Genomic DNA, 25,350 nt, shown 5'->3' on the forward strand with positions numbered 1-25,350 from the left:
GGGCTCGTTCAGCGTCCCGCCGCCTCCATCTCCCGCACGGTTGGGGGTGTCTTCCCGTCGCGCCGCGGCGCCGTTCCGGCGCGGCGGAGGGCGGCGAGCGCCTCCGCCTGCGCCAGCGCGGCAGCGAATGAGCAGACGAGCGGCACGTCGCAGCGCGGCTGCAGGTCCTGCGCAAAGCCCGCGAGGGCGGCGCCGCCGATGATGACAACCTCCGCCCGGTGCACCTCGACGGCCTCCACGACCGCCGTGCCGATGGCGTCGCGTGCCTCGTGCGGGCGCGTGGCGAGGTGGGGGGCGCGTCCGTCGAGCGCGAGGACGGCACAGCAGCGCTCCTCCAGTCGCTGCTGCCGCATGAGCTCGCGCAGCATGCCCGGCCAGCGCGCGCCCGCCGTGACGATGGCGAAGCGCTCCCCGAGCTGGAGCGCCGACAGGATCGATGCCTCGGCCATGCCGATGATCGGCAAGGGAAAGAGTTCGCGCGCCGCACCGATCCCCGGCTCTCCGAAACAGGCGATGAGGCAGGCGTCGAAGTGCGCCGCCGGGCGCTGGCGAAGCTCCGCCGTGATCGTCTCGACGATCGCATGAGCCGCCACCACCGCATCCGCACGAGTGTCGATATAGTCAGCCCCGTAGAGCGCCGTGGCGCCGACGACCTCCCGGTCATGGGGCAGGAGGGCGCGGGCGCGCTCGACGAGGCGGCGCGTGAGGGCGGCATCGGTGTTGCCGTTGATGAGGAGCAGGCTGCGCGGGGCGGCGGTCATTTTTGTGTACATTCGCGTATGCATTCAGACTCATGATGCACAACCGCGCGCCCGGCGCCAGTCCCTATTGCAGGCAGCCCGCGACCGCGATGCGTGCAGCCCGGCCCCTCCTCCCGCGGAGCCCCGGGCCGGCGCGGCGCCGCATGGTGGCGCATGCCTTGCGATCGAAGGCAGTAATTGTATACAATTATAGATCATGTATGGATACGAAAATTGAGGCTAGAACCCCAGACCGGATCGGATACAAACGATGGCGCACGCCCCCGCACACCGCCTCACCCCATGCCTCACCCGCCATGAGCGACGGAGCCACCCCCAGCAAGCCGAACAGACGCCACGACCTGCCGCGCGGCGAGGCCGTCTACCGCGCCCTGCGCCGGGCCATCATCGAGCAGGCGCTGCGCCCGGGAGACAAGCTGCCGGAGGACGTGATCGGCGAGCGCTTCGGCGTCAGCCGCACCATCGTGCGCGGCGTCCTCGGCCGCTTGCACGCCGAGGGCCTCGTGGAGCTGAAGCTCAACCGTGGCGCCACGGTCGCCCGGCCGAGCCTCGAGGAGGCCTGCGACATCTTCGAGGTGCGCCGCAGCCTGGAGCGCGACGTGGTGCGCCGCCTCGTCGGCCGCGTCACGCCCAGGCAGATCGCCCTCCTCGAGGCGCATGTGGCGCGCGAGGGGGAGGCGCGGGCGCGCGGCGCCGCCGAATCGATCCGCCTCGCCGGCGAGTTCCACATCCTCCTGGCCGAGCTCTCGGGCAATGCCGTCATCGCCCGCTACATCAACGAGCTCGTGTCGCGCTGCTCGCTCATCCTGGCGCTCTACGGGCGGCCGCACTCCCCCGACTGCGCCGTCAACGAGCATCTGGAGATCGTCGCCGCCCTGCGCTCCGGCGATGCCGGCAAGGCCATCGCCGTCATGGAGCACCATCTCGACGCGGTCACCGAGCGCGCCCTCCTCGCCTCCGCCCGCACCCCACAGCGCGACATCCGCGCCATCCTCGACGCCTACGCACCCTGACCACCCAAACTGCGCCTCGTCCTGCCAGGTCGCCTGCGGCCGCCCTTGCGCCCGCCCCGAAAGCCAGCCGCCGGTGATGCCATGACTGCCACCCACCTCTCCTTCGACTTCGCACGACTGAGTGCCCGCGAGCGCTACAAGCTGCTTATCGGCACCGTCGTGCCGCGGCCGATCGCCCTTGTCACCACCACCGACGAGGAGGGGCGCGTCAACGCCGCCCCCTACAGCTTCTTCAACTGCCTGTCGGCGGATCCGGCGATCGTCGCCCTCGGGGTCGAGAACAGGGCCGACATGCGCTTCAAGGATACGGCGCGCAACGTGCGCCTGACCGAGGAGTTCACGGTCAACATCGTCTCCGACGCCCTCGTCGCCGCCATGAACGTGTGCGCGGTCCCCTTCGCGCCGGGCGTCGACGAGGTCGCCGCCGCCGGGCTGACCGCGGTGCCCGGCACGCATGTGAAATGCCCGCGCATCCTCGAATCGCCGGCGGCCCTGGAGTGCCGGCGCTACATGACGCTGGAGATCAGCCGCTCGCGCGTCATCTTTCTCGGCGAGGTCGTCGCGGCGCATCTGCGCGAGGACATCGTCGATCGCGACAAGCTCCATGTCGATCCCTTCGCGCTCGACGCGCTCGGGCGCATGGGCGGGCACGGCTACGCCCGCACCCGAGACTACTTCGACCTGCCGACGATGAGCACGGAGGAATGGGAGCGCCGGGCGCGGCCTTCGGATCGCGTCCAACGCGCCGAAGGAGAGCGGTGATCGCTCTTCTCAGCCCATGTGCTCAGGAGCCTGCGCGCTGTGGCGACTATTGAGCGTGTCGGCACGCCGGGGTGACCGCCATCGCAACGATTCCGAACGCTCGGGAGCGCCCGGCAAGAGGTTACCGCCGGACCGCCGTGCGACGGCGGAGGTCACCGAGGGTGGATTGTGCGGAAATTCCTGGAACCTGGTGGAGCTGAGGGGATTCGAACCCCTGACCTCTGCAGTGCGATTGCAGCGCTCTCCCAACTGAGCTACAGCCCCTTTCAGGTGGGCGCCTTTTAGGCTGGCCCGGGGGAGGCTGTCAATCCGCTTCGCGGTGGCGTGACGGGCGCCGGCGTCGGGTTGTTCACAGCCGGCGCGGGCGCTAAACGAGAGCGTCACATCCTTGCAGAGATGTTCATGCGCGCCCTTCTCGACGTCCTCATGGTCGCCCTCGACTTCTACAGCTGGCTCGTCATCGCCTCGGCGATCGTGAGCTGGCTGGTCGCCTTCAGCGTCATCAACGTGCGCAACGAGTTCGTGCGTTCGATCTGGAACTTCCTCTATCAGGTGACGGAACCGGCGCTGCGCCCCATCCGCAACATCCTGCCCAATCTCGGCGGTATCGACGTCTCGCCCATCATCCTGCTGCTTCTCATCTTCTTCGTGCAGCGGGTGATCCAGCTCTATGTCTATCCGATCGTGATCTGACCATGGCCGGCGAGGCACTGCCGTGGGCGCCCGCGGGCGACGGGCTCATGGTCGTCGTGCGCCTGACGCCGCGCGGCGGCCGCGACGCGCTCGAGGGGCTGGCGACCTTGAGCGACGGCCGGTCGGTGCTGAAGGCGCGCGTGCGCGCCGTGCCGGAGGACGGCGCCGCGAACACCGCGCTCGAGAGGCTGCTGGCGAAGAGCCTCGGCGTGCCGCCCTCGGCGGTCGCCGTCGTCGCCGGGCACACCGCACGGGTCAAGAGCGTGCAAATCGACGGGGATGCGGACGCGCTCGCGGCGGTGCTCGCCGCCGCAACGGGGATCGGGGGACGGAACGCATGACGGGCACCATCATCGACGGCAAGGCCTTCGCGGAGGGGCTGCGCCAGCGCATCGCAGGCCGGGTGGCCGAACTCGGCCGTGTACACGGGGTGCAGCCCGGGCTCGCCGTCGTGCTCGTGGGCGAGGATCCGGCGAGCCAGGTCTACGTGCGCAACAAGGCGAAGCAGACGGTGGAGGCGGGCATGCGCTCCTTCGAGCACCGCCTGCCGGCGACCACGAGCGAGGCCGAGCTCCTCGCGCTCGTCGCACGCCTCAATGCCGACGAGGCTGTCGACGGCATCCTCGTGCAGCTGCCGCTCCCGCCTCATGTCAACGCGCAGAAGGTGTTGGAGGCGATCGATCCTGCCAAGGACGTGGACGGCTTTCACCCCGTCAACGTCGGGCGTGTGGCGACGGGCGGCGGCGGGCTCGTGCCCTGCACGCCGCTGGGCTCGCTGATGCTCATCAAGTCCGTCCGGCGGGATCTCGCCGGCCTCGACGCCGTCGTCGTCGGACGCTCGAACATTGTCGGCAAGCCCATGGCGCAGCTCCTCCTCGCCGAGAGCTGCACGGTGACGGTCGCCCATTCCAGGACGCGCGACCTGCCGGGGGTCTGCCGCCGGGCCGACGTCCTCGTCGCGGCTGTCGGCCGGCCGCAGATGATCAAGGGCGACTGGGTGAAGCCCGGCGCCATCGTCATCGACGTCGGCATCAACCGTGTGCCGGCGCCGGAGCTCGGCGAAGGCAAGAACAGGCTTGTCGGCGATGTCGCCTATGCCGAAGCCTCGGCAGTTGCCGGCGCCATCACGCCCGTGCCCGGCGGCGTCGGGCCGATGACGATTGCATGCCTCCTGCACAACACGCTCGAATCCTGCTGCCGGCGGCGGGGGCTGCCTTTCGCAGCGCCCTGACGTTCAGCCGTCTCAGTTCGTGCCGTTCGTGGTGCGCAGGCGTTCGAGGAGTTCGCGCGTCGGGTAGGAATCGGCCGGCAGGCCGAGCTTGAGCTGCGCCTGCTTGACGCCTGCGCGTGTCGTGAGGCCGAGCTTGCCGTCCACCTTGCCGATGTCGTAGCCGCGGGCGGCGAGCAGCCGCTGCAGCTCGGCCACTTCGCTCGCGCTCAGGGTCTGCACGGGGGCGCGTCCCTGACCGACGGGGCCGGCGCCGTCGAGGCGCGTGGCGAAATAGGCGGCAGTCGTTGCATAGACCAAGGACCGGTTCCACCCGAGGAACGCACGGAAATTGGCATAGGCGAGGAAGGCCGGGCCGTTGCGCCCCATGGGCAGGAGGAGGGAGGCGGGCAGGCCGTCGGCCGGGAGCGTTGCGCCGTCCGCCGCGGTCACGCCCGCGCGGATCCAGTAGGAGCGCGGGTGCAGGATCGCGAGGTCCGCCTGGTCCCAGGGAAGCTCGGCAGGCAGGCGCACCTCCTGCAGCCAGGGCTCGCCGGCCCGCCAGCCGAGGCTCTTCAGGTAGTTGGCGCCGGAGGCGAGCACGTCCGGCACGCTGCGCAGGAGGTCGCGCCGCCCGTCGCCGTCATAGTCGACACCGTAGTCGTAGTAGTGCGCGGGCAGGAACTGGAGCTGGCCGAGTTCGCCCGCCCAGGGCCCCCGCATCTGCGCGGGCGTCAGGTCGCCGCGGTCGATGATGCGCAGCGCCGCGAGAAGCTCGCGCCGGAACATGTCCGGGCGGCGGCAGTCCCAGGCGAGGGTCGCGAGCGCGCGCAGGGTGTTGCCGTCGCCGATATTGGCGCCGAAATCGGTCTCGAGCCCCCAGAAGGCGACGATGACTGCGCCGGGCACGCCGTACTCCGCCTCGATGCGGTCGAGGATGCGGGCATATTGCTTGATGAGCTGGGCGCCCTTCTGCAGCCGGTAGGCGGCGACCATGCGCCCCGAGAATTGCAGGAAGCTCTGCTGGAACACGCCCTGGCCGCGGTCGCGCGCCACGATGCCGGGATCGAAGGTGACGCCGTCGAGCGCGCCGGCGATGGTTGCCGGCCTGACACCCTGCGCCGCGGCCTCGCGCTTGAAGGAGGCAAGCCAGGCGTCGAATCCGGCGGCGCCGCCGCAGGTCGCGGCCGCAGCCGGCGCCCCGGTGACAGCGGCCAGGAAAGCCGCCACGATCGCTGATCCGGCAGTCGTGCGTGGCATCGTCGTCCGCTCCCGTGGAAGGCCGTACCACTCTGCCAGCCGGTCGGCGGGCGTCAAGGCGCGGGAGGGGGGCGCGCGACCGGGCGTCAGCCGCAAGTCGCACTGGCCTCCCGCCGCCGATCCGCTACGAAGAGGGGGAACGAGGAGGAGGACGGGGGCAGGCGATGATGACGGTGACGACGAAGACCAATCCCGGTCGCTTCTTCGAGGATTTTCGCCTCGGCGAGACCATTCACCACGCCACACCCCGCACGGTGACGGCGGCGGACGCGGCCCTCTACACCGCGCTCTACGGGTCGCGTTTCGCGGTGCAGTCCTCGGACGAATTCGCCCATCGCATCGGCTACGAGCGGAGCCCGCTCGACGACCTCCTCGTCTTCCACGTCGTCTTCGGCAAGACGGTGCCTGACGTCTCCCTCAACGCGGTCGCCAATCTCGGCTATGCCAATGGCCATTTCCTGCGCCCGGTCTATCCCGGCGACACGCTCTCCACCGTGTCGGAGGTGATCGGCCTCAAGGAAAACTCCAACCGCAAGACGGGCGTCGTCTACGTGCGCTCGCGCGGTTTCAACCAGCACGGCTACGGCGTGCTCGACTACGTGCGCTGGGTCATGGTGCGCAAGCGCGACGAGGCGGCGCCGGCGCCGGAGGAGCACGTGCCGGACCTGCCGGCGGCGGCCGATCCCTCAACCCTCGGTGTCGGCTGCCCGCCGATCGACGGCGAGGCCTATGACGACGTGCTCGCCGGCAGCCTGCATCGCTGGGGCGACTATGCCCGGGGCGAGCGCATCGACCACGTGGACGGCATGACGGTGGAGGAGGCAGAGCACCAGCTCGCCACCCGCCTCTACCAGAACACGGCCAAGGTCCATTTCGACCAGCATGCCGCCGCCGGCACGCGCTTCGCCCGCCGGCTGATCTACGGCGGACACGTCATCTCGCTCGCGCGTGCGCTGTCCTTCAACGGCCTCGGCAACGCCTTCCACATCGCCGCCATCAACGGCGGCCGGCACGTGGCGCCCCTCTTCGCCGGCGACACTGTCTATGCCTGGAGCGAGATCCTCGACGTCGCCGAGGCCGCCGGCCGGCCGGACGTCGGCGCGCTGCGCATCCGCACGGTGGCGACGAAGAACAGGCCCTGCGCCGACTTTCCCGACAGGACGGGCGGCGAGTACGATCCGGCGGTGATCCTCGACTTCGACTACTGGGCGCTCATCCCCCGCTGAGGGGGCGAGACGGTGCGCAGGCGCTCAAGTGACAATATATCAGATTTGTCACGCGCTCCGTCGCATGTTGCATTGCGGCGGCCGCCCGGTTCGGGTTAGGAACCCACGCAGCTTCGAGCGACTCCAGACTGCCACCCGCATCGCGGGGCCGGGCAGTCTTCCCTTTGTCCCCTAGTCGGAGAGCCGACCCATGGCCGAGGCGAAAGCGCCCGGGGCGCGACCCGAAGAGTTCCGCCCCCTCTCGCCGCATCTGCAGATCTATCGCTGGACCTGGACGATGGCGATGTCGGTGGCGCACCGCATCACCGGGTCGGCGCTCTACGTCGGCACGCTCATCTTCGTGTGGTGGCTCGTCGCCATGGCGAGCGGCCCGGCGGCCTACGCGACCTTCCAGGGGGTCGCCGGCTCGTGGCTCGGCCGGCTGGTGCTGTTCGGCTACACTTGGGCGCTCCTGCACCACATGCTCGGCGGTCTGCGCCACTTCGTCTGGGATCTCGGCAAGGGTTACGACCTCGCCACCCGGATGAACCTCGCCCGCTTGACGCTGGTCGGCTCGATCGCCCTCGCCCTCGCGGTGTGGCTGATCGCCTACGCGGTGCGCTGAGGAGACACCCCATGGCCCGTTCCAACATGTCCATGCGCACGCCGCTGGGGCGCGTCCGCGGCCTCGGCTCGGCCAAGTCCGGCACCCGGCACTTCTGGCACCAGCGTCTCACCGCCGTCGCCAATGTCCCGCTCGCCATCGCCTTCCTCGCCGTCGTGATCTCGCTCGTCGGCAAGGATCACGCGGCGGCGGTGGCGACCCTGAAGCAGCCGCTCGTCGCGCTTCTCATCCTCCTCTTCGTCCTGTCGGGCGTCTATCATATGCGCCTCGGCATGCAGGTCATCATCGAGGACTACGTGCACGGCGAGGGGGCCAAGGTCCTCGCCGTGATGGCGAATACCTTCTTCGCGATCGCCGTCGGCGCAGCCGCGACCTTCGCCGTCCTCAAGATCTCCTTCGGGATGTAACCGGGACCAGAATGTGATGGCCAAGGCAGCGACCACCTCCAGGAAGACCAAGGCGGCCGAGGCGGGTTCCGCCCCGAAGCGCCCGGCGCGTCCGGCCTATACCGGCCAAGCCTATCCGATCACCGACCACAGCTTCGACGTGGTGATCGTCGGCGCCGGCGGCGCGGGCCTGCGCGCCACCGTCGGCTGCGCCCAGGCGGGCCTCAAGACGGCCTGCATCACCAAGGTGTTCCCCACGCGCTCGCACACGGTGGCGGCGCAGGGCGGCATCTCCGCTTCGCTCGGCAATATGGGCGAGGACGACTGGCGCTGGCACATGTACGACACCGTCAAGGGGTCGGACTGGCTCGGGGATCAGGACGCCATCGAATATCTCGTGCGCAACGCGCCGGCAGCCGTCTATGAGCTCGAGCACTGGGGCGTGCCCTTCTCGCGCACGGAGGAGGGCAAGATCTACCAGCGCCCCTTCGGTGGCATGACGACCCACTTCGGCAAGGGCACGGCCCAGCGCACCTGCGCCGCCGCCGACAGGACGGGCCACGCCATCCTGCACACGCTCTACGGCCAGGCGCTGCGCAACGACACCGAGTTCTTCATCGAATATTTCGCCATCGACCTGATCATGGACGACGAGGGCCGCTGCCGCGGCGTCGTCGCCCTGAAGATGGACGACGGCACCATCCACCGCTTCCGCGCCCATCTCGTCATCCTGGCGACGGGTGGCTACGGCCGCGCCTATTTCTCGGCCACCTCCGCTCACACCTGCACCGGCGACGGCAACGCCATGGTGCTGCGCGCCGGCCTGCCGCTGCAGGACATGGAGTTCGTGCAGTTCCACCCGACCGGCATCTACGGCTCGGGCTGCCTCATCACCGAGGGGGCCCGCGGCGAGGGCGGCTACCTCACCAATTCCGAGGGCGAGCGCTTCATGGAGCGCTACGCGCCCTCCGCCAAGGACCTCGCCTCGCGCGACGTGGTCTCGCGCTCGATGACGATCGAGATCCGCGAGGGCCGGGGCGTGGGCAAGAACAAGGACCACATCTACCTGCACCTCGACCATCTCGACCCGAAGATCCTGCACGAGCGCCTGCCCGGCATCTCGGAGAGCGCCAAGATCTTCGCCGGCGTCGATGTGACAAAGGAGCCGATCCCGGTACTGCCCACCGTGCACTACAACATGGGCGGCATTCCGACGAACTATCACGGCGAGGTGCTGACCAAGCACGACGGCAACCCGGACCACGTGGTGCCAGGCCTGATGGCCATCGGCGAGGCGGCCTGCGTCTCCGTACACGGGGCGAACCGCCTGGGCTCGAACTCGCTCATCGACCTCGTCGTCTTCGGCCGGGCTGCGGGGCTGCGCGCCGCGGAACTGGTGAAGGCCGGGGACAAGCACGCTGACCTGCCGGCCGGCTCGGCCGATCTTGCGCTCACGCGGCTCGACCGGTTCCGCAATGCCCGCGGGGCGACGCCGACGGCGGAGCTGCGCCTCAGGATGCAGCGCACCATGCAGTCGAACTGCGCTGTCTTCCGTACCGGCGAGGTGCTGGAGGAGGGGCAGAAGCTCATCCACGAGGTCTGGGCGGGTGCCGCCGATATCGGCGTCACCGACAGGTCGCTTGTCTGGAACTCCGATCTCATCGAGACGCTCGAGTTCGACAACCTCATCACCCAGGCCGTGGTGACGATGGAGGGCGCGGCGAACCGCAAGGAGAGCCGCGGCGCGCACGCGCGCGAGGACTTCCCCGAGCGCGACGACAAGGAGTGGATGAAGCACACGCTCGCCTGGATCGACGAGGACAAGAAGTCCGTCACCATCGATTACCGGCCGGTGCACACCTACACGATGTCGAACGACATCGAGTACATCGAGCCGAAGGCGCGCGTGTATTGATGGTGCCCGTCATGGCCGGGTTCGGCCCGGCCATCTCCGTCAACGAGGCGGTGCCCGCCGCACCGGGATGCCCGGGAAGAGCCCGGGCATGACAAGGTAGAGCCGAGAACGATGGCCCAGTTCACCCTTCCCAAGAACTCGCAGATCACCGAGGGCAAGGTCTGGCCGAAGCCCGCCGGCGCGGCCCGCACGACCGAGTTCCGCGTCTACCGCTGGGATCCGGACACGCGCGAGAACCCCCGCATCGACACCTATACCGTCGACCGCGACGACTGCGGCCCGATGGTCCTCGACGCGCTGATCTACATCAAGAACAAGGTCGACTCGACGCTCACCTTCCGCCGCTCCTGCCGCGAGGGCATCTGCGGCTCCTGCGCCATGAACATCGGCGGGTCGAACACGCTCGCCTGCACGCGCGGCATCGACGAATGCGCGTCAAACAACGTGGTGAAGATCTACCCGCTGCCGCACATGCCGGTGGTGAAGGATCTCGTGCCCGACCTCACACGCTTCTACGCCCAGCATGCCTCGATCGAGCCCTGGCTCAAGACGACGACGCCCGCGCCCGAGAAGGAGTGGCGCCAGTCGAAGGAGGACCGCGAGAAGCTCGACGGGCTCTACGAGTGCATCCTGTGCGCCTGCTGCTCCACCTCCTGCCCGAGCTACTGGTGGAACGGCGACCGTTACCTCGGCCCGGCCGTGCTGCTGCAGGCCTACCGCTGGCTCATCGACAGCCGCGACGAGGCCACCGGCGAGCGCCTCGACAATCTGGAAGATCCCTTCCGCCTCTATCGCTGCCACACCATCATGAACTGCGCAAACGCCTGCCCGAAGGGCCTCAACCCGGCGAAGGCCATCGCCGAGATCAAGAAGATGATGGTGGAGCGGCAGGTCTGACCGCGCCGTTCCGGGACCGGTTCCGCCCTGCGAAGGGAGCGTGCGGCGCCTTCGGGCGCCGCTCTCATTTGGGCGCCATGCGCCGCTCGCCTGCATTTTCGTCGGCGAGCCGGTTCCCACATCGCGGGAAAATGCTCTAAGACCGTTCCATGCGTGACCGTGCCATGATCCCGCCACCATGCTGAGGGGTCATGCGGGCACCGCCGCTGGGGAAGCACAGACCGATGAGCCGCATGTTCCTTCCGCGAGCCGCCGCACCGCGCGTCGCGCGTGCCCTCCTGATCCTGCCGGTCATGTTCCTGGCCGCCTGTGCCGGGTCCAGCCGGTTCGGTTCGGGCCCCTACGCATCCGGGCCGGCCTATCCGCCGTCGGGGGGCTATGGCGCCGCGCCGCGCGCCTCGGCGCCGCCGCCCGACGACTATGAGCCCGCGCCCGCGCCCGGCTCCTCCTCGGCCGTCATCGCGAGCCCGTTGCCGCCAGCCCCGGGGACGGTCGTGGCGGCCGAGCCGCCGGCGCCGCCGCCGGCCGGCTCGCAACTCGGTGGCACGCCGGGCCCGGTCGCAAGCCTCGGGACGCCATCGGGCGCGCAGAGCCCCGCCGGGGCGGCCGCCGCCGCGCCCGCCAGCCGGACCTCCGTCACCGGCACCTGGACGGCGCGCGAGGCGACGGGCGGCTCGTGCAAGGTGTCGCTGTCGAGCTCGCCGGCCCTCGACCGCTACCGCGCCTCGACCTCGGGCTGCGCCAACCAGGACCTGAAGGCCGTCAATGCCTGGGATCTGCGCGACGGGGAGGTCTATCTCTTCTCGCGCGACACGGTGGTCGCACGCCTCAAGGGCGGCGGCGGCGGCTTCAGCGGCGTCATCGCCAAGTCCGGCGCTCCGCTCAGCATCAGCCGCTGAGGCACTGGCCTGTTGCGAGCGACGCCGCGCGGGTGCGCGGCGTCTCGCATCGAAGCTCGAGGGAGCGCTTCAGCGCGCCGTTTGCGTCGCCGGCGTTGCCGCAGGGGCGGCGCCGAGCGGTTGCCAGATGCGCTGCTGCAGGTCGGCGGCCGCACTCATGAAACCGCGGGCGTCGTCGACAGCCTCCTGCATCAGCGTGAAGGGGGTCGGACCTGCGGTCGCGACCGTGCCGACGACCTCGCCCCTCTCGAGCGCGAGGTCGGCCCTGTACTTGCGCGCCAGCGCCTGCATCGGGCGATTGTAGGCAAGGCAGCTCATGGCGAGTTGCCGCACGCGCCTGTTGCGCGCTGCGACCAGCAGGTGCTCGAACAGGGCGCTGCCGATGCCCTGGCAACGCCAGGGAGCTTCCACGCTGAAGGCCGCCTCGGCGCGCAGATCGGACCATTCGCCATAGGGCTGCAGTTCGGCGGCGCCGCGCACACGCCCGTCCTCGACATAGCCGTAGACGAGGCCCTCGGAGGCGAAGCACCGCTCCGCATAGGCCGCAAGATAGGCATCGCTCACGGCCCCCACGAACCGGTCGCGCCGGCTCTGCGGGTCGAGACGCAGGAGATGCTCGCGGAAGAGCGGCATGTCCGTGCCGAAGAGCTTGCGGATCGTGCCGCGAGACCGGTCCGCCGGTCCCGTATGGGTGTAACCCATAACGTCGTCCTCTCGGTTGGATCGCACTGCGACCCTCCGAGCGTCGACTCCCTAAACGCGGCGTATTTTGTGCGGCGCAACATGAAATGCAAGATGGGTGCGCGCACAAAGTTTGATCGGTCGCGGTGCCGCCTCGGGGTGGCGCGACGGCATGAGACGGGCTCAACTGCGCAGTGGACGTTCACCAAATCGGGAAGAGGTGATCATGGCCGAATACAGGCTCCATTGCATGGGTGAATCCGGCAATGCCTACAAGGCAGCGCTGATGCTTGCGCTCGCCGGCTGCGACTGGGAAGCGCATTGGGTCGACTATTTCAATGGAGAGACCCGCGGCGAAGCCTTCCGCGAGCGTCTGAACGAGCTCGGCGAGGTGCCGGTGCTGGAGCATGGCGGCCGGCGCCTCAGCCAGAGCGGCGCCATCCTGACCTACCTTGCCGAGCGCACGGGCCGCTTCGGCGGCCGCGACGAGGACGAGAAGCTCGAGATCCTGCGCTGGATCCTCTTCGATAACCACAAGTTCACGAGCTATTTCGCCACATTGCGCTTCCAGATCGGCATCCAGAAGACCGGCGAGACGCCGGTCACTGAATTTCTGCGCGGGCGCGTGCTCGGCGCCTTCGGGATCGTCGAGAAGCATCTCGCAACCCGTCCCTTCATCCTCGGCGAGAGGCCGACCATCGCGGACATCTCGATGGTCGGTTACCTCTACTATCCGGAGGAAACGGGGATCGACCGCACCGCCTTCCCGCAGATCAATGCCTGGGCCGGGCGAATCGCAGCCCTGCCGGGCTGGGCCCACCCCTACGACCTCATGCCGCGTAAGGCGACGTCACCAGCCTGAAGGCCGGCATGTCGGGCGTATCCGCCCGCCTTGCGGCCTCCGCACTGCCGCCGGTGCGGGCCGGCGAGGCCATGCCGGCTCCCCGTTCCACGGTCATGCTCGCCTTGTGATGGGACATCACGATGAGCTGTGAGACGAGGCGCGAGAAGCGGGCGAGATTCGGGTCGCGGCCGAAGGTGTCGGCCGCGGCCTTGGCGGCTGCATGGGTCTCCCACAGTACGACGTCGGCGAAGAGGCCGGGCTCGTCGAAGCCCCGCAGCGCTTGCCATGACAGGAAGCCGGGAAGCCGCGCCACGACAGGCATGGCCTCCCGGCGCGCCGCCTCCGCCTCGTCGGGGGAGTTGACGCGATAGACGACGACTTCGACGCAAGGAGCGGGCATGAACGTTCTCCCATGGCGGGGACAACGGTCGCCGCACGGCCTCCCGGACGCTGCGAGCATTTTCGCCGACACGGGTGCCGTCCTGACGCGGAAGCAAAGGCTGGCGTCAGCGAGAATGCTCTCATTTCAACAGGTCAGGGGCGCTTCCCGATCCGGCGGAATCGGGAAGCGCTCCATCGCGCGTCGGGTCGGACCGTGCCTGATCGACCTCGTGAATCGGACGGCGGCCGAAGGTGCCGTCCCTTGGGATCGATCTTTTAGCGCGGTGCTCCTGTCAGTTGGCGGCAGGAGGCGTTCGTCGTTGTCGGGAGGCTGTCGGTCTTCAGGCGGATCCCGCCAGAACCCCGACCTTCGTGACCAGCGCGAAGCGGTCGGCGAGAGCGGCGAGCGCGGCGGCGTGTATCGTCTCGGCGCGGATCACGCCGCCCGGGGGATTCGGCAGGTCGCGCGTCGCGCAGGCGTCGGCGGCAACGGTGACGGCGAAGCCTTCATCGAGCGCGGCGCGTACCGTCGTGGAGACACGCATGTGCGTCGTGCAGCCGGCGACGACGAGCGGCGGCCGGCCGAGCGCGACGAGGCGCGCGCCGAGATCAGTGCCGGAAAAGGAACTGGGCCGCGGCTTCTCGATCGCCATTTCGCCGTCGCGCGGCATCAGGGCATCGACGATGGCGCCGCGCCACCCCACCCGGTCGAACGCCCCGCCCGCGGCTCCGCGGTGGACGATGTGGATGACGCAGGCCCCGGCGGCACGTGCGCCGGCAAGCAGGGCGGCGCGACTTGTCGTTGGCAGTCCCGTTGGCAGCCTATGACGAGCCATTGGCGCATCTGCCAGAAATGCGCTGGCTCATGGGCCACTTCCCGGAGGAGCGCACCGCTTTCCGAAGCGACCGGCTCGAGGCACTGGCGGAGGCGGCGGCGACGGCCGGCTGTCTTGCACTCCTGCCGACGGCGTTGGCCGATGCGGACGCGCGACTGGTCAGGCACGGGGGCGGCGCGGTGGTCGTCGAGCGCGGGTTATGGCTGCTCGTGCATCCGCAGCGGCGTCGGGCGCCGGCGGTCGGCGCGGTCGTGAACTGGGTCGAGGACGTGGTCAGGAGCTTCTCCGAGGCTGCTCGGTCTCGGCCCGAGCAAAACCGCCGGCCGTGAGCGGCCGGCGGTCGATGGCGGAGGGGCCGTGTCCCCGGTATCAGGGGGCCGGGCGAACGCTGCCAGTCTGGTTGGCGCGCAGCCGCTGCCAGGCCTCGACATTGGCCTGCGCCTCCGCCGTCGCCGCGGCGTTGCGGCCGTCCTGCTGCCGCACCCTGTCATTCGATATGTAACGGTAGGTATCCTCGACATAGCGGCCACCGCCGTCGGCCATGGCGGGCGCGGCGATCGACACGCCGAGGGCGGCGACAACGGCAACAGTGATCTTGCGCATGACGATTGTCCTCTCGGAGGGCGGCCGCCGACAGCGGCTGCCGGTTGGTCCGAAGCGCGCCGTGCGGCGCGTCGTTGGAAGGACATGGAGTCGGCCGAGCCTCCGCGGTGTGCGCTTTCGCACATTCGTCAGGGAGGAACTATGCAGTGCCCGATCGAATCGCCACCGACCCGGTGGCGGTAGCGGAGTGTTTCGCGCCCGCCGCACGGCCTCCGGCGAGTGCGCGTCTGCTCGATATGCTGTTGATATCGCTTGTCTTTCGTCGACGCGATGCGCGATCGGCCGGCCGGCGCGCCCACGGTGGCTCTGGCGGAGGCTGCATTCTGACATTGCAGCCATGCAAGGAGGTGCTATGCCGGCTCGGCGGCGTGCGGGCCCCATTCTGGGGGTGGGCGCAGGTCGATCTGCGCAATGCGGCGTTGAGCCGAGGGCCGTGAGCGGTTAATGGCTTGGCCCTGTGACGATCCAGCCCGCCTCCTCCCTAGCACAAAGCGCCTCGCCGGTTCGTGCGCGCTATGATGCCCTGGTCGCGACCGGGACCATCGAGCGCGATCCGGCCCAGCAGCAGCTCGTCGCGCGCCTCGATGCCCTGGCTGTCAGGCTGGGAGAGCACCGCCTCGCGCGCAAGGCCAATCCGCTCGGCTGGCTCTTCGGCCGGCGCGAACGGGAGGCCGAGCCCATCCGGGGCCTCTATGTCTGGGGCTCGGTGGGGCGCGGCAAGACGATGCTCATGGACCTCTTCTTCGAGGCCGTGCCGGCGAAGCGCAAGCGCCGGGCCCATTTCCACGCCTTCATGGCGGATGTGCACGAGCGCATCTATGCCTTCCGCCAGCGTGTCAAGGACGGGCGGGAGAAGGACGGCGATCCCATTCCCCATGTCGCGCGCGAGCTTGCGGCCGAAGCCTGGGTTCTGTGTTTCGACGAATTCGCCGTGACCGACATCGCCGACGCGATGATCCTCGGCCGTCTGTTCACGGCGCTGTTCGGCGAGGGCGTGGTCGTGGTGGCGACCTCCAACGTCGAGCCGACGCGCCTTTATGAGGGAGGGCTCAATCGGGCGCTCTTCCTGCCCTTCATCGGGCTCATCGAGCGACGCATGGAGGTCACGAGGCTCGATTCGCGCACGGACTTCCGTCTGGAGAAGCTCGCCGGCGCGCCCGTTTTCCACGTGCCTGCGGATGCCCGGGCGCATGCGGCCCTGACGGAGGCCTTCCGCCGCCTCACCGGTCGCAGCGACGGCCAGCCGATGCAACTCACGGTCAAGGGCCATGCGGTCGACGTACCCTCAGCCCTCGACGGCGTGGCACGCTTCGCCTTCGCCGATCTGTGCGCCAAGCCCCTCGGTGCTTCGGACTATCTGGCGCTCGCCGAGCGCTTCCACACCGTGATCGTCGACGGAATCCCCGTCATGGGGCTGGTCCAGCGCAACGAGGCCAAGCGCTTCATCACGCTCATCGACGCCTTCTATGATAACCGGGTGAAGCTCCTCGCCTCGGCGGAGGCCGAGGCGCATCTCCTCTATACCGCGGCCGAGGGGCGCGAGGTCTTCGAGTTCGACCGGACCGTGTCGCGCCTCATCGAGATGCGTTCGCAGGAGTATCTGGCGCTGCCACACGGCCGGCCGGACTCCGCCGCCTCGGGCGATACGACGGGACTGGTCGAGACATGAGCGGTGCGGGACGGCAGGGAGCGGGTGCCGAGACGGTGGATTCGCGCCTCGTCGCCATCGCCGCCGAGCACCTGCGTCGCTTCGGCCCGAAGCGGGTCACCGTGGTGGGCGTCGCCGAAGCCGCCGGCATGACGCATGCCAATGTCTACCGCTATTTCCCGTCGAAGCAGCATCTGCTCGATGCGGTGGTGGCGCAGGCGCTCAGGCCCGTGGAAACCCTGCTCGCCGACATCGCCAGCGCACCTGACCCCGCGGACGACAAGCTCGAGCGCCTGATCCTGGCGCTGGCGCGTGACTACCGCGATCTCGCCGAGAGCGACAGCGCCGTCTTCGCGCTCTATGTCGATGCGACGGAGGCGAACCGCAGCATCGCCCGCCGCCATCGCGGCCGCGTGCGCATGCTGGTCGGGCGCGTGGTGGACGAGGGCATCGCCACGGGCACCTTCGAGCCCCGCGACCGGGAGCAGGCGCTGTCCCTGCTCACCGATGCGCTGTTTCGCTTCACCCATCCGACGGCGATCCGCCTCGACGTGGACCGGCCGCGTGACCTCCTGGAGACGCGGCTCGCCCATGTCGTGCGCGTCGCCCTGCGGGCACTCGCAAGCGGGCTGGTGTGACGCAAAAACAAGTTTCTGATTACATAAATTGAAATCTGTTCCTTTCCTCTGGCGGCGACGCGCAGCCGGCACCTTCCCATTCGCGCGCCCCGCAAGCCGTTGATCGCGTGCGAAATTTCGGCACGTCAGGCAGGCTGGGCGCGGCGAGCGTCGCCGCCCTTCGCCCCGTTTCCGCCCCGATCGCCGCGACTTGATGGCGAGCGCGGATTGAGTCAAAGAAGCGCCGGCTTTCCGGGGCTTCCTTCCCACGTACCCAAGGATGGTTCGCACATGGCCCGCAAGAAGATCGCTCTGATCGGCGCCGGACAGATCGGCGGCACGCTCGCCCATCTCGCCGGCCTCAAGGAACTCGGCGACGTCGTCCTCTTCGACATCGCGGAAGGCATTCCGCAGGGCAAAGGCCTCGACATCGCCGAATCCTCGCCGGTCGACGGCTTCGACGCCGGCTACAAGGGCACGCAGTCCTACGCCGACATCGCCGGCGCCGATGTGATCATCGTCACCGCCGGCGTGCCGCGGAAGCCCGGCATGAGCCGCGACGATCTTCTCGGCATCAACCTCAAGGTGATGGACGCCGTCGGCGCGGGCATCAAGCAATATGCCCCCAACGCCTTCGTCATCTGCATCACCAACCCGCTCGACGCCATGGTCTGGGCGCTGCAGAAGGCCTCCGGCCTGCCCAAGAACAAGATCGTCGGCATGGCCGGCGTGCTCGACTCGGCCCGCTTCCGCTACTTCCTGGCGGAGGAGTTCAACGTGTCCGTCGAGGACGTCACCGCCTTCGTGCTCGGCGGTCACGGCGATGACATGGTGCCGCTGGTGCGCTACTCGACGGTGGCGGGCATCCCGCTGCCCGACCTCGTCAAGATGGGCTGGACCACGCAGGCCAAGCTCGACGCCATCGTCGAGCGCACGCGCAAGGGCGGCGGCGAGATCGTCAACCTGCTCAAGACGGGGTCCGCCTTCTACGCGCCGGCGGCTTCCGCCATCGCGATGGCCGAGAGCTACCTGAAGGACAAGAAGCGCGTGCTGCCCTGCGCCGCCCATCTCGACGGCCAGTACGGCGTCAAGGACATGTTCGTCGGCGTGCCGATCGTCATCGGCGAGAACGGTGTCGAGCGCGTCGTCGAGATCGAGATGAACGCCGAGGAGAAGGCGATGTTCGAGAAGTCCGTCGCCTCCGTGCGCGGCCTCGTCGACGCCTGCAAGTCCATCAACCCGGCCCTCGCGGCCTGATCCCGCGCGGCGGTTCCGGGCGGTCGCACGCTGCCGGGGCCGTCGCCACGCCATCCCGTTCATCCGGGGACGACGCATGAACATTCATGAATATCAGGCGAAGGCGGTCCTGAGGGAATTCGGCGCGCCGGTGTCGCGCGGCAAGGCCGTGTTCTCGGCGGCCGAGGCGGAGACCGCCGCCAAGGAGCTCGGCGGCCCGCTGTGGGTGGTGAAGAGCCAGATCCACGCCGGTGGCCGCGGCAAGGGCAAGTTCAAGGAAGCGAGCGCCGGCGAGAAGGGCGGCGTGCGCCTGGCGAAATCCGTGGACGAGGTGAAGACCTTCGTCGAGCAGATGCTCGGCGCCACGCTCGTCACCGTTCAGACGGGGCCTGTCGGCAAGCAGGTCAACCGCCTCTACATTGAGGACGGCTCTGACATCGAGCGCGAATTCTACCTCTCGGCCCTGGTCGACCGCGGGACGGGTCAGGTCGCCTTCGTCGTCTCGACGGAAGGCGGCATGGACATCGAGGAGGTGGCCCACAGGACGCCCGAGAAGATCGTCACCTTCTCCGTCGATCCGGCGACCGGCGTCATGCCGCACCACGGGCGCCGCGTCGCCAAGGCACTCGGCCTCAACGGCGACCTGGCCAAGCAGGCCGAGGGCCTCGTCTCCAAGCTCTATGCCGCCTTCGTCGCGAAGGACATGAGCATGCTGGAGATCAATCCGCTGATCGTCACCAGGGACGGGCAGCTCAAGTGCCTGGACGCCAAGGTGTCCTTCGACTCCAACGCCCTCTACCGCCATCCGGACGTCGTTGCCCTGCGCGACCTCACCGAGGAGGACGAGAAGGAGATCGAGGCCTCCAAGCACGACCTCGCCTATATCGCCCTCGACGGCACGATCGGCTGCATGGTCAATGGCGCGGGCCTTGCCATGGCGACGATGGACATCATCAAGCTCTACGGCGAGGAGCCCGCGAACTTCCTCGACGTCGGCGGCGGCGCGAGCAAGGAGAAGGTCACCGCGGCCTTCAAGATCATCACCGCCGACCCGAACGTGAAGGGCATCCTCGTCAACATCTTCGGCGGCATCATGCGCTGCGACGTCATCGCCGAGGGCGTGCTGGCGGCGGTGCGCGAGGTGGGCCTGACCGTGCCGCTCGTCGTGCGCCTGGAGGGCACCAACGTCGAGCTCGGCAAGAAGATCATCAACGAATCGGGGCTCAACGTCATTTCGGCCAACGACCTCGACGATGCCGCCCAGAAGATCGTCAAGGCCGTGAGGGAGGTCGCGTAATGTCGATCCTGATCGACGCCAACACGAGGGTCATCTGCCAGGGCTTCACCGGCAAGAACGGCACCTTCCACTCCGAGCAAGCCATCGCCTACGGCACGAAGATGGTCGGCGGCACCTCGCCCGGCAAAGGCGGCTCCACGCATCTGGGCCTGCCGGTGTTCGACACCGTGGCCGAGGCGCGCGAGAAGACCGGCGCTGACGCGTCCGTGATCTACGTGCCGCCGGCGGGCGCCGCGGATGCGATCTGCGAGGCGATCGCCGCCGAGATCCCGCTCATTGTCTGCATCACCGAGGGCATCCCCGTGCTCGACATGGTGAAGGTGAAGCGGGCGCTGTCGGGCTCCAGGTCGCGCCTCATCGGGCCGAACTGCCCGGGCGTGGTGACGGCGAGCCAGTCGAAGATCGGCATCATGCCGGGCAACATCTTCAAGCCGGGCTCGGTCGGCATCGTGTCGCGGTCGGGCACGCTGACCTACGAGGCGGTGTTCCAGACCACGAACGAGGGCCTCGGCCAGACGACCGCCGTCGGCATCGGCGGCGACCCCGTCAAGGGCACCGAGTTCATCGAGGTGCTCGACATGTTCCTCTCCGACCCCAAGACCGAATCGATCATCATGATCGGCGAGATCGGCGGCTCGGCCGAGGAGGACGCGGCCGAGTTCATCGCCCGCGAGGCCAGGAAGGGCCGCAAGAAGCCGATGGTCGGCTTCATCGCTGGCCGCACGGCGCCTCCCGGCCGCCGCATGGGCCATGCCGGCGCCATCATCTCGGGTGGCAAGGGCGGCGCGGAGGACAAGATCGCGGCCATGGAGGCGGCCGGCATCCGTGTGTCGCCGTCGCCGGCGCGCCTCGGCAAGACCCTTGTCGAGGTGCTGAAGGGCTGATGCCTTCACCGGGCCGGGCCCGCGAACCCATATAGGGGCGGGCCCGGGTCGAATTCACCAGTCTCGCATCGTTCCAGAGCGGTTTCTTATTGAGCGGACACGCGAAACCACCCTAGATTCCCGGCTCGACGCGTAATCTCGGTGGGCAGACCGCCCGCTTGGCCGAGAACACGCTCCGGACCGATGCGATCCACCCGCCGCCAGAACAGGAGCGGCGGCTTCCGGGGCCGGCCAACCGGCCCCATCCCCCCTGGAAAGCCCGGGCAAGGGCTCCACGGGGCCGGCAGGACCGATGACCATGGCACGCCAGGACGCCAACGACATCTTCGCCCAGACCTCCTTCCTCTATGGTGGCAACGCGGCCTACATCGAGGATCTCTACGCCCGGTACGAGCAGAACCCCGCCTCGGTGGACGCCGAGTGGCAGGCGTTCTTCGCCGGGCTGAAGGAGGACGCCGCCCTCGTGCAGCAGAACGCGCGGGGAGCCTCATGGCGGCGGCCGAACTGGCCGGTGCACGCCAACGGCGAGCTCGTCTCGGCGCTCGACGGCAACTGGGCGACGCTCGAGAAGGCGATCAGCGACAAGATCCGGGGCAAGGCGCAGGACAAGCGCGTCGAGCTCACGCCTGCGGCCGTGCAGCAGGCGACGCGCGATTCCGTGCGCGCGCTGATGATGATCCGCGCCTACCGCATGCGCGGCCACCTGCATGCCGACCTCGATCCGCTCGCCATCGAGCCGCCGAAGGATCATGAGGAGCTGCACCCGGCGACCTACGGCTTCACCGCCGCCGACTACAGCCGCAAGATCTTCATCGACAACGTCCTCGGGCTCGAGTTCGCCACCATCGAGGAGATGCTGGCGATCCTGCGGCGCACCTATTGCCAGACGCTCGGCGTCGAGTTCATGCACATCTCCGATCCGGCCGAGAAGGCCTGGATCCAGGAGCGCATCGAAGGGCCGGACAAGGAAATCACCTTCACGCGCGAGGGCAAGCGGGCGATCCTCAACAAGCTCGTCGAGGCCGAGGGCTTCGAGAAGTTCCTCGACCTGAAGTACACGGGCACCAAGCGCTTCGGGCTCGACGGCGGCGAGGCAATGATCCCGGCGCTCGAGCAGATCATCAAGCGTGGCGGCGCGCTCGGCGTCGAGGATATCGTCCTCGGCATGGCCCACCGTGGCCGCCTCAACGTGCTCGCCCAGGTGATGGGCAAGCCGCACCGTGCCATCTTCCACGAATTCAAGGGCGGCTCCTACGCGCCCGACGACGTGGAGGGTTCGGGCGACGTGAAGTATCACCTCGGCGCTTCGTCGGACCGCGAGTTCGACGGCAACCGGGTGCACCTGTCGCTGACCGCCAACCCCTCGCATCTCGAGATCGTCGATCCCGTGGTGCTCGGCAAGGTGCGCGCCAAGCAGGACCAGCTCAACGACACGGTCGAGCGCGCCAAGGTGATGCCGCTCCTCATCCACGGCGACGCCGCCTTCGCCGGCCAGGGCGTGGTGGCCGAGTGCCTCGGCCTGTCGGGCCTGAAGGGGCACCGCACTGGCGGCTCCGTCCATTTCATCATCAACAACCAGATAGGCTTCACCACCAATCCGCGCTACTCGCGCTCCTCGCCCTATCCGTCGGATGTGGCGAAGATGGTGGAGGCGCCGGTCTTCCACGTGAACGGCGACGACCCGGAGGCGGTCGTCTTCGCGGCCAAGATCGCGGTCGAGTTCCGGCAGAAGTTCCACAAGCCGGTTGTCATCGACATGTTCTGCTACCGGCGGTTCGGCCACAACGAGGGCGACGAGCCCGCGTTCACCCAGCCGCTGATGTACAAGAAGATCCGGCAGCATCCCTCGACGCTTGACCTCTACACGAAGAAGCTCGTCGCCGAAGGCGTGGTGACCGAGGCCGAGGTGGAGGAGCAGAAGGCGACCTGGAAGGCGAAGCTCGAATCCGAATATGAAGCGGGCCAGGCCTACAAGCCGAACAAGGCCGACTGGCTCGACGGCCGCTGGGCCGGCCTGAAGGCGACCAGCGAGGACGCCGACGACCCGCGCCGTGGCGCCAGCGGCATCGCCGTCGCGACGCTGAAGGAAATCGGCGAGCGCATCACCGAAGTGCCGAAGGGCTTCCACGTCCACCGCACGATCCAGCGCTTCCTCGACAACCGCAAGAAGATGATCGAGACCGGCGATGGCATCGACTGGGCCACCGCCGAGGCGCTCGCCTTCGGTTCGCTGATGCTGGAAGGTCACCCGGTGCGCCTGTCCGGCCAGGACTGCGAGCGCGGCACCTTCAGCCAGCGCCATTCCGTCCTCGTCGATCAGGAGAACGAGGAGCGCTACACGCCCCTCAACCACATCCGCGAGGGGCAGGCGCGCTACGAGGTCATCAACTCGATGCTCTCGGAGGAGGCGGTTCTCGGCTTTGAATACGGCTACACGCTCTCGGAGCCGAACTGTCTGACGCTCTGGGAAGCGCAGTTCGGCGACTTCGCCAACGGCGCGCAGGTGGTCGTCGACCAGTTCATCTCCTCGGGCGAGCGCAAGTGGCTGCGCATGTCGGGCCTCGTCATGCTCCTGCCGCACGGCTACGAGGGGCAGGGGCCGGAGCACTCCTCCGCCCGTCTCGAGCGCTACCTCCAGGCCTGCGCCGAGGACAACATGCAGGTGGCGAACTGCTCGACGCCTGCAAACTATTTCCACATCCTGCGCCGGCAGCTGAAACGCGACTTCCGCAAGCCGCTCATCCTGATGACGCCGAAGTCGCTGCTGCGCCACAAGCGCTGCGTCTCGACGCTGGCGGAACTCGCCGACGGCACGTCCTTCCACCGGATCGTCAAGGACGATGCCGAGCGGCTGCCGAAGGAGCCGATCAAGCTCGCCAAGGACGAGAAGATCCGCCGCGTCGTGCTGTGCTCCGGCAAGGTCTACTATGACCTCTACGAGGAGCGCGAGAAGCGCGGCATCGACGACGTCTATCTCCTGCGCGTCGAGCAGCTCTACCCCTTCCCGGCGAAGTCGCTGGCGACCGAACTCGCCCGCTTTCGCCAGGCGGACGTGGTCTGGTGCCAGGAGGAGCCCAAGAACATGGGCGCCTGGAGTTTCGTCGAGCCCTATCTCGAATGGGTGCTCGACCACGCCGGCGCCAAGGTGAAGCGTCCGCGCTATGTCGGCCGCGCCGCCTCGGCCGCCACCGCGACGGGCCTCATGTCGAAGCACCTCGCGCAGCTGCAGGCCTTCCTCGACGAGGCCTTCGCGGCGTAGCGCGGATCGCGACGGGAGCCGCGGTGCTCGCGCGCCCCGTCGGCAGCAATTGCCTCCGCGACCTCCGGGCCGTGGAGGAGGCCCAGAGGGCCTGACCGGCCCCCTCGACGATCAACCCGGCCGATCGGCCCGACCGAAACGAAACGACGATCATGGCGACCGAAATCCGCGTGCCCACCCTGGGCGAATCCGTCTCCGAGGCCACCATCGGCCGCTGGTTCAAGAAGCCGGGCGACGCCGTCAAGGCGGACGAGCCGCTCGTCGAGCTCGAAACCGACAAGGTGACGCTCGAGGTCAATGCGCCGGCCGCCGGCATCCTCTCCGAGATCGTCGTGAAGGACGGCGAGACGGTCGGCGTCGGCGCGCTGCTCGGCTCGATCGCGGAAGGTGCCGCCGGCGCCGCTGCGGCGAAGGCCGAGGCGCCCAAGGCCGAAGCTCCCAAGCCCGAGGCGAAGTCCGCTCCGGCGGCCGCACCCGCTCCCGCCGCTCCGGCGGCGGCCAAGGCCGCTGCCATGGAGCACGGCCCGGCTGTCGCCCGTCTCGCCGCCGAAAGCGGTATCTCGCCGGCGAGCGTCGCCGGCACCGGCAAGGACGGCCGCGTCACCAAGGGCGACATGCTTGCCGTGATCGCCGGCGGCCTCGCACCCGCCCCGGCAGCGGCGCCCGTGCAGCTGCGCGCCCCCTCGGCGCCGGACGACGCTGCCCGCGAGGAGCGGGTGCGCATGACGAAGCTGCGTCAGACGATCGCCCGCCGCCTCAAGGAGGCGCAGGCGAACGCCGCCATGCTGACGACGTTCAACGACGTCGACATGTCCGCCGTCATGGCGCTGCGCGCACAGTACAAGGATGTCTTCGAGAAGAAGCACGGCGTGAAGCTCGGCTTCATGGGCTTCTTCGTGAAGGCCTGCGTGCAGGCCCTCAAGGAGCTTCCCGCCGTCAATGCCGAGATCGACGGCCAGGACATCATCTACAAGAACTACTACCACATCGGCGTTGCCGTCGGCACGGAGAAGGGCCTCGTCGTGCCCGTCGTGCGCGATGCGGACATGCTCTCGCTCGCCGGGATCGAGAAGAAGATCGGCGAATTCGGCAAGCGTGCCCGTGACGGCCAGCTCAAGATCGAGGAGATGCAGGGCGGCACCTTCACGATCTCGAACGGCGGCATCTACGGCTCGCTCCTCTCCACGCCGATCCTCAATGCGCCGCAGTCGGCCATCCTCGGCATGCACCGCATCGAGGAGCGCCCGGTGGCGCGCGGCGGCCAGGTCGTCATCCGCCCCATGATGTATCTGGCGCTCTCCTACGACCACCGCATCATCGACGGCAAGGAAGCCGTGACCTTCCTCGTGCGCGTCAAGGAGAACCTCGAGGATCCGGCGCGCCTCGTCCTCGACCTCTGAGCCCACCCTTCCTTCGTCATGCCCGGCACTGCGGCCGGGCA

General features: G+C 68.8%; 26 protein-coding genes and 1 tRNA gene. 20 read left to right on the top strand and 7 right to left on the bottom strand.

Annotated features, from left to right (window positions below):
* Positions 1–8: 8 nt before the first annotated feature.
* A complete protein-coding gene (locus tag QNA08_RS03680; protein ID WP_283739341.1) occupies positions 9–761 on the bottom strand; it encodes an aspartate/glutamate racemase family protein in 753 nt (250 codons plus the stop codon).
* Between the two features lie 296 nt (positions 762–1,057).
* On the opposite strand from QNA08_RS03680, the gene QNA08_RS03685 reads away from it, so the two are divergent.
* Together QNA08_RS03685 and QNA08_RS03690 are read left to right on the top strand one after the other, a co-directional pair.
* Positions 1,058–1,774: a GntR family transcriptional regulator gene (locus tag QNA08_RS03685; protein WP_283739342.1), complete on the top strand. Its 717-nt coding sequence runs from the start codon at positions 1,058–1,060 to the stop codon at positions 1,772–1,774.
* An 81-nt stretch (positions 1,775–1,855) separates the two neighbouring features.
* Positions 1,856–2,536, top strand: a complete 681-nt coding sequence (locus QNA08_RS03690) for a flavin reductase family protein (protein ID WP_283739343.1) — start codon at positions 1,856–1,858, stop codon at positions 2,534–2,536.
* A gap of 188 nt (positions 2,537–2,724) precedes the next feature.
* Here QNA08_RS03690 and QNA08_RS03695 read toward each other — a convergent pair.
* Positions 2,725–2,800 (bottom strand) — tRNA-Ala (locus QNA08_RS03695).
* 138 nt (positions 2,801–2,938) lie between these two features.
* Between QNA08_RS03695 and QNA08_RS03700 the strand changes: the two genes are divergently transcribed.
* The 3 genes from QNA08_RS03700 to folD are packed head-to-tail and all read left to right on the top strand — an operon-like array spanning position 2,939 to position 4,460.
* Positions 2,939–3,229, top strand: a complete 291-nt coding sequence (locus QNA08_RS03700) for a YggT family protein (RefSeq protein ID WP_283739344.1) — start codon at positions 2,939–2,941, stop codon at positions 3,227–3,229.
* Between the two features lie 2 nt (positions 3,230–3,231).
* Positions 3,232–3,570, top strand: coding sequence for a DUF167 family protein (locus tag QNA08_RS03705; RefSeq protein WP_283739345.1), 339 nt, complete (start codon positions 3,232–3,234; stop codon positions 3,568–3,570).
* The gene (gene folD / locus QNA08_RS03710) at positions 3,567–4,460 is read left to right on the top strand and encodes a bifunctional methylenetetrahydrofolate dehydrogenase/methenyltetrahydrofolate cyclohydrolase FolD (protein WP_283739346.1); all 894 of its coding nucleotides are present in this window, start codon (positions 3,567–3,569) and stop codon (positions 4,458–4,460) included. The genes QNA08_RS03705 and folD overlap by 4 nt, the downstream gene beginning before the upstream one ends.
* 12 nt (positions 4,461–4,472) lie before the next feature.
* Here the strand turns inward: folD and QNA08_RS03715 are convergent, their stop codons facing one another.
* Positions 4,473–5,696, bottom strand: coding sequence for a lytic murein transglycosylase (locus QNA08_RS03715; RefSeq protein ID WP_283739347.1), 1,224 nt, complete (start codon positions 5,694–5,696; stop codon positions 4,473–4,475).
* 167 nt (positions 5,697–5,863) lie between these two features.
* Here QNA08_RS03715 and QNA08_RS03720 point away from each other — a divergent pair, with 167 nt between their 5' ends.
* The 6 genes from QNA08_RS03720 (at position 5,864) to QNA08_RS03745 (ending at position 11,623) form a co-directional block, all read left to right on the top strand.
* Positions 5,864–6,922, top strand: a complete 1,059-nt coding sequence (locus QNA08_RS03720; RefSeq protein ID WP_283739689.1) for a MaoC family dehydratase — start codon at positions 5,864–5,866, stop codon at positions 6,920–6,922.
* Between the two features lie 190 nt (positions 6,923–7,112).
* Positions 7,113–7,526: a succinate dehydrogenase, cytochrome b556 subunit gene (gene sdhC / locus QNA08_RS03725; RefSeq protein WP_283739348.1), complete on the top strand. Its 414-nt coding sequence runs from the start codon at positions 7,113–7,115 to the stop codon at positions 7,524–7,526.
* 11 nt (positions 7,527–7,537) lie between these two features.
* A complete protein-coding gene (sdhD, locus tag QNA08_RS03730) occupies positions 7,538–7,933 on the top strand; it encodes a succinate dehydrogenase, hydrophobic membrane anchor protein (protein WP_283739349.1) in 396 nt (131 codons plus the stop codon).
* Positions 7,934–7,949: 16 nt separating this feature from the next.
* Positions 7,950–9,827: a succinate dehydrogenase flavoprotein subunit gene (sdhA, locus tag QNA08_RS03735; RefSeq protein WP_283739350.1), complete on the top strand. Its 1,878-nt coding sequence runs from the start codon at positions 7,950–7,952 to the stop codon at positions 9,825–9,827.
* A 111-nt stretch (positions 9,828–9,938) separates the two neighbouring features.
* A complete protein-coding gene (locus QNA08_RS03740; protein ID WP_283739351.1) occupies positions 9,939–10,724 on the top strand; it encodes a succinate dehydrogenase iron-sulfur subunit in 786 nt (261 codons plus the stop codon).
* Between the two features lie 233 nt (positions 10,725–10,957).
* Positions 10,958–11,623: an AprI/Inh family metalloprotease inhibitor gene (locus QNA08_RS03745; protein ID WP_283739352.1), complete on the top strand. Its 666-nt coding sequence runs from the start codon at positions 10,958–10,960 to the stop codon at positions 11,621–11,623.
* Positions 11,624–11,692: 69 nt separating this feature from the next.
* Here the strand turns inward: QNA08_RS03745 and QNA08_RS03750 are convergent, their stop codons facing one another.
* On the bottom strand, positions 11,693–12,325 hold the full coding sequence (locus tag QNA08_RS03750; RefSeq protein ID WP_283739353.1) for a GNAT family N-acetyltransferase: 633 nt from the start codon (positions 12,323–12,325) through the stop codon (positions 11,693–11,695).
* A 205-nt stretch (positions 12,326–12,530) separates the two neighbouring features.
* Between QNA08_RS03750 and QNA08_RS03755 the strand changes: the two genes are divergently transcribed.
* Complete coding sequence (locus QNA08_RS03755) at positions 12,531–13,166, top strand: glutathione S-transferase family protein (protein WP_283739354.1); 636 nt, start codon at positions 12,531–12,533, stop codon at positions 13,164–13,166.
* On the opposite strand, the gene QNA08_RS03760 is transcribed toward QNA08_RS03755, so the two are convergent.
* Positions 13,135–13,548: an antibiotic biosynthesis monooxygenase family protein gene (locus QNA08_RS03760; RefSeq protein WP_283739355.1), complete on the bottom strand. Its 414-nt coding sequence runs from the start codon at positions 13,546–13,548 to the stop codon at positions 13,135–13,137. The two genes, QNA08_RS03755 and QNA08_RS03760, sit on opposite strands and share 32 nt — an antisense overlap.
* Before the next feature lie 322 nt (positions 13,549–13,870).
* Positions 13,871–14,365, bottom strand: coding sequence for an isochorismatase family protein (locus tag QNA08_RS03765; protein ID WP_283739356.1), 495 nt, complete (start codon positions 14,363–14,365; stop codon positions 13,871–13,873).
* On the opposite strand from QNA08_RS03765, the gene QNA08_RS03770 reads away from it, so the two are divergent.
* On the top strand, positions 14,344–14,694 hold the full coding sequence (locus QNA08_RS03770) for a LysR substrate-binding domain-containing protein (protein ID WP_283739357.1): 351 nt from the start codon (positions 14,344–14,346) through the stop codon (positions 14,692–14,694). The two genes, QNA08_RS03765 and QNA08_RS03770, sit on opposite strands and share 22 nt — an antisense overlap.
* 40 nt (positions 14,695–14,734) lie before the next feature.
* Here the strand turns inward: QNA08_RS03770 and QNA08_RS03775 are convergent, their stop codons facing one another.
* Positions 14,735–14,968 (bottom strand): hypothetical protein, encoded by a 234-nt coding sequence (locus QNA08_RS03775; RefSeq protein WP_283739358.1) that lies wholly within the window; start codon positions 14,966–14,968, stop codon positions 14,735–14,737.
* A gap of 463 nt (positions 14,969–15,431) precedes the next feature.
* Between QNA08_RS03775 and zapE the strand changes: the two genes are divergently transcribed.
* From zapE to odhB, 7 genes are all read left to right on the top strand, one after another.
* Complete coding sequence (gene zapE / locus QNA08_RS03780; RefSeq protein WP_283739690.1) at positions 15,432–16,637, top strand: cell division protein ZapE; 1,206 nt, start codon at positions 15,432–15,434, stop codon at positions 16,635–16,637.
* The gene (locus QNA08_RS03785; protein ID WP_283739359.1) at positions 16,634–17,254 is read left to right on the top strand and encodes a TetR/AcrR family transcriptional regulator; all 621 of its coding nucleotides are present in this window, start codon (positions 16,634–16,636) and stop codon (positions 17,252–17,254) included. The genes zapE and QNA08_RS03785 overlap by 4 nt, the downstream gene beginning before the upstream one ends.
* A gap of 270 nt (positions 17,255–17,524) precedes the next feature.
* Positions 17,525–18,490: a malate dehydrogenase gene (mdh, locus tag QNA08_RS03790; RefSeq protein ID WP_283739360.1), complete on the top strand. Its 966-nt coding sequence runs from the start codon at positions 17,525–17,527 to the stop codon at positions 18,488–18,490.
* Between the two features lie 76 nt (positions 18,491–18,566).
* On the top strand, positions 18,567–19,766 hold the full coding sequence (sucC, locus tag QNA08_RS03795) for an ADP-forming succinate--CoA ligase subunit beta (protein ID WP_283739361.1): 1,200 nt from the start codon (positions 18,567–18,569) through the stop codon (positions 19,764–19,766).
* Positions 19,766–20,650 carry a succinate--CoA ligase subunit alpha gene (gene sucD, locus QNA08_RS03800; protein ID WP_283739362.1) on the top strand — a complete coding sequence of 295 codons (885 nt, stop codon included), beginning with the start codon at positions 19,766–19,768 and terminating at the stop codon, positions 20,648–20,650. The genes sucC and sucD overlap by 1 nt, the downstream gene beginning before the upstream one ends.
* A gap of 298 nt (positions 20,651–20,948) precedes the next feature.
* Positions 20,949–23,909 carry a 2-oxoglutarate dehydrogenase E1 component gene (locus tag QNA08_RS03805; RefSeq protein ID WP_283739363.1) on the top strand — a complete coding sequence of 987 codons (2,961 nt, stop codon included), beginning with the start codon at positions 20,949–20,951 and terminating at the stop codon, positions 23,907–23,909.
* A 152-nt stretch (positions 23,910–24,061) separates the two neighbouring features.
* The gene (gene odhB / locus QNA08_RS03810) at positions 24,062–25,309 is read left to right on the top strand and encodes a 2-oxoglutarate dehydrogenase complex dihydrolipoyllysine-residue succinyltransferase (protein ID WP_283739364.1); all 1,248 of its coding nucleotides are present in this window, start codon (positions 24,062–24,064) and stop codon (positions 25,307–25,309) included.
* Positions 25,310–25,350 lie beyond the last annotated feature (41 nt).

It is taken from the genome of Chelatococcus albus (assembly GCF_030067675.1).
In the GTDB taxonomy this organism is placed as follows: domain Bacteria; phylum Pseudomonadota; class Alphaproteobacteria; order Rhizobiales; family Beijerinckiaceae; genus Chelatococcus_A; species Chelatococcus_A albus.

Bases quoted from the DNA above. Each gene is read 5' to 3' on its own strand.
- QNA08_RS03700 (WP_283739344.1), top strand. From the start codon at position 2,939: ATGCGCGCCCTTCTCGACGTCCTCATGGTCGCCCTCGACTTCTACAGC.
- QNA08_RS03705 (WP_283739345.1), top strand. From the start codon at position 3,232: ATGGCCGGCGAGGCACTGCCGTGGGCGCCCGCGGGCGACGGGCTCATG.
- QNA08_RS03715 (WP_283739347.1), bottom strand. From the start codon at position 5,696: ATGCCACGCACGACTGCCGGATCAGCGATCGTGGCGGCTTTCCTGGCC.
- mdh (WP_283739360.1), top strand. From the start codon at position 17,525: ATGGCCCGCAAGAAGATCGCTCTGATCGGCGCCGGACAGATCGGCGGC.
- QNA08_RS03740 (WP_283739351.1), top strand. From the start codon at position 9,939: ATGGCCCAGTTCACCCTTCCCAAGAACTCGCAGATCACCGAGGGCAAG.
- QNA08_RS03760 (WP_283739355.1), bottom strand. From the start codon at position 13,548: ATGCCCGCTCCTTGCGTCGAAGTCGTCGTCTATCGCGTCAACTCCCCC.
- QNA08_RS03720 (WP_283739689.1), top strand. From the start codon at position 5,864: ATGACGGTGACGACGAAGACCAATCCCGGTCGCTTCTTCGAGGATTTT.
- QNA08_RS03745 (WP_283739352.1), top strand. From the start codon at position 10,958: ATGTTCCTTCCGCGAGCCGCCGCACCGCGCGTCGCGCGTGCCCTCCTG.
- QNA08_RS03785 (WP_283739359.1), top strand. From the start codon at position 16,634: ATGAGCGGTGCGGGACGGCAGGGAGCGGGTGCCGAGACGGTGGATTCG.
- QNA08_RS03690 (WP_283739343.1), top strand. From the start codon at position 1,856: ATGACTGCCACCCACCTCTCCTTCGACTTCGCACGACTGAGTGCCCGC.
- QNA08_RS03805 (WP_283739363.1), top strand. From the start codon at position 20,949: ATGGCACGCCAGGACGCCAACGACATCTTCGCCCAGACCTCCTTCCTC.
- QNA08_RS03775 (WP_283739358.1), bottom strand. From the start codon at position 14,968: ATGCGCAAGATCACTGTTGCCGTTGTCGCCGCCCTCGGCGTGTCGATC.
- QNA08_RS03750 (WP_283739353.1), bottom strand. From the start codon at position 12,325: ATGGGTTACACCCATACGGGACCGGCGGACCGGTCTCGCGGCACGATC.
- sucC (WP_283739361.1), top strand. From the start codon at position 18,567: ATGAACATTCATGAATATCAGGCGAAGGCGGTCCTGAGGGAATTCGGC.
- sucD (WP_283739362.1), top strand. From the start codon at position 19,766: ATGTCGATCCTGATCGACGCCAACACGAGGGTCATCTGCCAGGGCTTC.
- folD (WP_283739346.1), top strand. From the start codon at position 3,567: ATGACGGGCACCATCATCGACGGCAAGGCCTTCGCGGAGGGGCTGCGC.
- QNA08_RS03765 (WP_283739356.1), bottom strand. From the start codon at position 14,365: ATGGCTCGTCATAGGCTGCCAACGGGACTGCCAACGACAAGTCGCGCC.
- odhB (WP_283739364.1), top strand. From the start codon at position 24,062: ATGGCGACCGAAATCCGCGTGCCCACCCTGGGCGAATCCGTCTCCGAG.
- sdhA (WP_283739350.1), top strand. From the start codon at position 7,950: ATGGCCAAGGCAGCGACCACCTCCAGGAAGACCAAGGCGGCCGAGGCG.
- QNA08_RS03755 (WP_283739354.1), top strand. From the start codon at position 12,531: ATGGCCGAATACAGGCTCCATTGCATGGGTGAATCCGGCAATGCCTAC.
- sdhC (WP_283739348.1), top strand. From the start codon at position 7,113: ATGGCCGAGGCGAAAGCGCCCGGGGCGCGACCCGAAGAGTTCCGCCCC.
- QNA08_RS03685 (WP_283739342.1), top strand. From the start codon at position 1,058: ATGAGCGACGGAGCCACCCCCAGCAAGCCGAACAGACGCCACGACCTG.
- sdhD (WP_283739349.1), top strand. From the start codon at position 7,538: ATGGCCCGTTCCAACATGTCCATGCGCACGCCGCTGGGGCGCGTCCGC.
- QNA08_RS03680 (WP_283739341.1), bottom strand. From the start codon at position 761: ATGACCGCCGCCCCGCGCAGCCTGCTCCTCATCAACGGCAACACCGAT.